Source organism: Acidiplasma aeolicum (assembly GCF_001402945.1).
GTDB lineage: Archaea > Thermoplasmatota > Thermoplasmata > Thermoplasmatales > Thermoplasmataceae > Acidiplasma > Acidiplasma aeolicum.
In genome coordinates this window covers 1-4383 of the sequence record NZ_LKBG01000025.1, presented here as the reverse complement: position 1 = coordinate 4383, position 4383 = coordinate 1, and the positions used below count along the sequence as shown (strand labels likewise).

Below are 4383 nucleotides of genomic sequence, written 5' to 3'. Positions count from 1 at the left end.
TTAATAATTTTTTCTTTAAAATAATGGAAAATAATATATGCCATACAAAAATTACCCTTTTTAGGATTTAAATGGATAAATATTTGATACTTGAAGATGGCACGATAATAGGTGGCAGGGGTTATGGTTATGAGGGTGAATCCCATGGTGAGCTGGTTTTTACAACATCCATGTCTGGTTATATTGAAACAATAACTGATCCCTCCTATGCAGGTCAGATACTTATATTTGCATTCCCAGAGATTGCAAATTACTCTGTTTCCATGGAAAAAATGGAATCAGAGAAGATTCAGGTTGCCGGCCTTATCACAAAGGACGCCCATGAAATTTTTTCCGGAGGACCCTCTGGAAATGATTTTAATGAATTTTTGAAAAGGTCAGGCGTGCCGGCCATTGATGGCATAGACACTAGGGTTCTCGTTGAAAAAATCAGAAAAAATGGGGTTTTAAGATGTTTTATCAGAAACAAGCCGGAAATCCCCGATGAATTTCCGGACACAATGAATGATGACCTTGTTGGTTTGGTTTCCAGAAAAGAGTACCAGTATTATAAGGGTAATGACCGAAGAAAAATACTTTTTATCGATGTGGGAACCAAAAATAGCCTCATTACAAACCTTGGAAGAATTGCATCACTTCATATAGTACCGTATAATTATGATTTTTTTAATTCAAAACTTGATTATGATGCAGTTTTTATTCCAAATGGTCCTGGAAATCCGGATCATCCGGCATTAAAAAATCTGGTTGAATTCATCAGGGAGGTTTCAGCTGAAAAGCCTGTTATCGGTGTATGTCTGGGAAACCAGCTTATTACACTGGCCTTTGGTGGCAGAACCAAAAAAATGAAGTTTGGCCACAGGGGTGTTAACCATGCTGTTACTGATGGCACTAGAATATACATAACGTCCCATAACCATGGATATGCCGTTGATAATGAATCACTAAGGAATACTGATTTATCAATGAGAATGTGGGATATTAATGATAATACGGTTGAGATGGTGGAGCACAGGGATTTACCTGTTTATTCTGTGCAATTCCATCCGGAGGCCCATCCTGGGCCATATGACGGGAGCTGGTTTTTTGATAAAATAGATGAAACTTTGGGTGTTAAAAATGATTAAGGACATTAAATGCACGCTTGTAATAGGTTCAGGGCCAATAGTTATAGGGCAGGCTGCCGAATTTGATTATTCAGGATCACAGGCATGCCTCGCACTCAGGGAGGAGGGCATAAAAACTGTTCTTCTTAATTCAAATCCTGCAACGATACAGACTGATAGGGAGATAGCAGATAAAATATATATTGAGCCTGTGGAGCCGGATACCGTGATTGAAATAATAAAGAATGAACATATTGATTCAATACTGCCATCCACAGGGGGACAGGTTGGGTTAAATCTTGTTATACTTTTGGATAAGCTGGGAATATTAAGCCAGTATAACATAAAAATACTGGGCACACCGGTTAAATCCATAGAGATTGCAGAGGATAGAAAGAAATTTTTTGATTTGATGCGCAGCATTAATGAGCCCATAATAAACTCATATACAATAACAAAGGATTCATTTATGGCACAGATTGAAAATATTAAAAAATATCCATTAATACTGAGAACTGGTTTTTCACTGGGTGGTTCAGGAGGCAAGATAATTGATTCAAAGGAGGATCTAATTAATTACTGTGAGGACTACTTTATCATAAATGATATACCACTGGAACTTGATGAATCTCTTCTTGGACTGAAGGAAATAGAATATGAGATGATGAGGGATAATGCCGGAAACTGCATATCCATATGCAACATGGAAAATTTAGACCCAATGGGTGTGCATACCGGTGAGAGCATTGTTGTAACCCCATCACTAACATTAAGCAATGATGATTACCAGAAACTAAGAACGGCGGCAATACATATAGTAAGCTCAATCGGTGTTGTTGGTTCATGCAATATTCAGTTTGCCCTTGACCAGAAAAATAATGAGTACTATGTTGTTGAGGTAAATCCCAGGACATCAAGGTCCTCTGCACTTGCCTCAAAGGCATCCGGGTACCCGATAGCCAGAATATCCACAAAAATTGCAATAGGGTATAATCTGAATGAAATTAAGAATCCAATTACAAAAACAACATATGCCGCATTTGAGCCATCAATGGATTATATCACAGTTAAAATTCCCAGATGGCCATTCGATAAATTCTCTGTTAAAAGGGAAATAGGCATAGAAATGAAATCCATAGGGGAGGCCATGGGAATTGGTAGAACCTTTGAGGAGGCTCTTTTAAAGTGTGTTGCGTCCCTGGATATAAAGGATTCAAAATCCTTGAGGCTTTTTACAACAAGGGATAAAACACTTGAATTAATAGAAAAACCAAATGACTTAAGGCTTTATGCCATATTTGAGGCACTGTTCCAGGGCATAGATATAGAGACAATAGCAGGCAAATCAGGCTATGATCCATTTTTCATATATAAAATGAAAAATATTGTTACAGAGTTGCAAAAACTAAAACCGGGGAAACTCCCGGAAAATCTGAGATATATCAAATCACTGGGAATTTCTGATGAAACTCTTTCATATTATACAAAAATGGATGAGGTTGATATAATTAAAAACAGGATTAATAATAATATTATGCCTGTGTATAAAAATATAGATACATGTTCTGCAGAATTTGAATCAAACACCCCATATTTATACTCCTCATATGATTCACAGAATGATTTTAAAACAATTGAAAATAAAAAGATTGTAATTATAGGATCAGGACCAAACAGGATATCCCAGGGTGTTGAATTTGATTATGGATCTGTTAAGGCAGTTATGTCATTAAAATCCTTGGGATATACATCCATTATGGTGAACAGCAATCCCGAAACAGTATCAACAGACTTTGATATATCTGACATCCTTTATTTTGAGCCCATCACATTGGAGCATGTATCCAATATTATTCACAGGGAAAAACCAAATGGAATAATTATACAGTTTTCAGGGCAAACCGGTCAGAATATGGCCTCCGGATTAAGCAGAATATTTGGCAATATAGTACTTGGAACATCTCCAGAAAATATATTTAACATCGAGGAAAGGACAAAATTTTCAAGAGAGCTTAAAAAGCTTGGCATAAAGCAGCCCGAGTTCATAGAAATAGAAAATATAAATGATATTGAGAAAAAAATATCCAGCATAAAACTTCCGGTCATAATAAGGTCAAGCTTTATTATTGGTGGCAGGGCAATGGATATAATTTATGATTACAACATATTAATAGACAGAATACAGGAACTATTCAGGGAAAGGCCCGGATTTCCGATACTTGTAAGTGAATACATCAAAAACGCAACAGAAATAGATGTCGACTTTGTATCAGATTCCACAAGGGCAGTTATCGCAGGCATATCGGTACATATTGAGGAGGCAGGCACACATTCTGGTGATGCATCAATGGTGCTTGCCCCAAATATGGTAAATGATTCTATTAAAAACAAAATATTTGATATTGTTGAGAAGCTAAGATCAAATTTTAATCTTCTTGGCCTTTCAAATCTGCAGCTTGCAGTAAAGGATAATGAAATCTACGTAATAGAATTAAATGCAAGGTCATCAAGGTCAGTACCATTTGTGGCAAAGGCAACAGGCATAAACTGGGTTGATTCTGCGGTAAAGGCCATTCTCGGTACACCATTAAGGGAAACTTATATGGAACCCAAATCATATTTCATTAAAATTCCTGTGTTTCCATTTAAAAGATTCAGGGATATGGACGTGATCCTTGGCCCTGAAATGAAATCCACAGGAGAGGCAATGTGCTGTGGTCTGGACTTTAATGAGGCAATGGCAAAGGCAATTAAAATAATTAAAAGGAATTTTAAGCTTGAATCCGCACTTATTACTGTTAATGACGGTGACAAGCCAGAGGCACTGGAAATTGCAAGAAAATTATCACTTAATGGAATAAAAATCTATGCAACGCCGGGCACATCAAAATATCTTGAAAACAACGGCATAAAAAATATTACTGTTTACAGGCTCAAGGATATGCGGAAGCCGGGCCTAAGTGAGGTTTTAAAGAATGAAAATATATCAATTATAGTAAATACACCATCTGAAACATATGGATCATTCAGGGATGGCTTTTCCATAAGGGAAATTGCAGTTAGAAGGGATATACCACTAATAACCAATATAAAATTCGGGGTTGCACTTATAAACGCACTAACATCAAAAATTACACCGCATTACAGGGAAATAGGTGAATATGTTAAAAACTAAAGTTTATTAATAATCAAAACAAAATTTTATATATTTATTTACCATTTTGATGGGTGTATAAAGTTTTCATGGATTTTTAATATTTATTATCACATTTTAGAT

2 protein-coding genes are annotated in these 4383 nt (G+C 36.2%); both read left to right on the top strand.

Annotation, left to right across the window (positions count from 1 at the left end):
* The first annotated feature begins 71 nt into the window (after nt 1-71).
* Nucleotides 72-1127 carry a glutamine-hydrolyzing carbamoyl-phosphate synthase small subunit gene (carA, locus tag AOG54_RS01150; protein ID WP_048102402.1) on the top strand — a complete coding sequence of 352 codons (1056 nt, stop codon included), beginning with the start codon at nt 72-74 and terminating at the stop codon, nt 1125-1127.
* Nucleotides 1120-4281, top strand: a complete 3162-nt coding sequence (gene carB, locus AOG54_RS01145; protein ID WP_052656878.1) for a carbamoyl-phosphate synthase (glutamine-hydrolyzing) large subunit — start codon at nt 1120-1122, stop codon at nt 4279-4281. Before carA ends, carB begins: the two co-directional genes overlap by 8 nt.
* Nucleotides 4282-4383: the final 102 nt, after the last annotated feature.

What these genes read in the sequence shown, in the direction of transcription:
- carA (WP_048102402.1), top strand. Translation starts at nt 72, where the DNA reads ATGGATAAATATTTGATACTTGAAGATGGCACGATAATAGGTGGCAGG.
- carB (WP_052656878.1), top strand. Translation starts at nt 1,120, where the DNA reads ATGATTAAGGACATTAAATGCACGCTTGTAATAGGTTCAGGGCCAATA.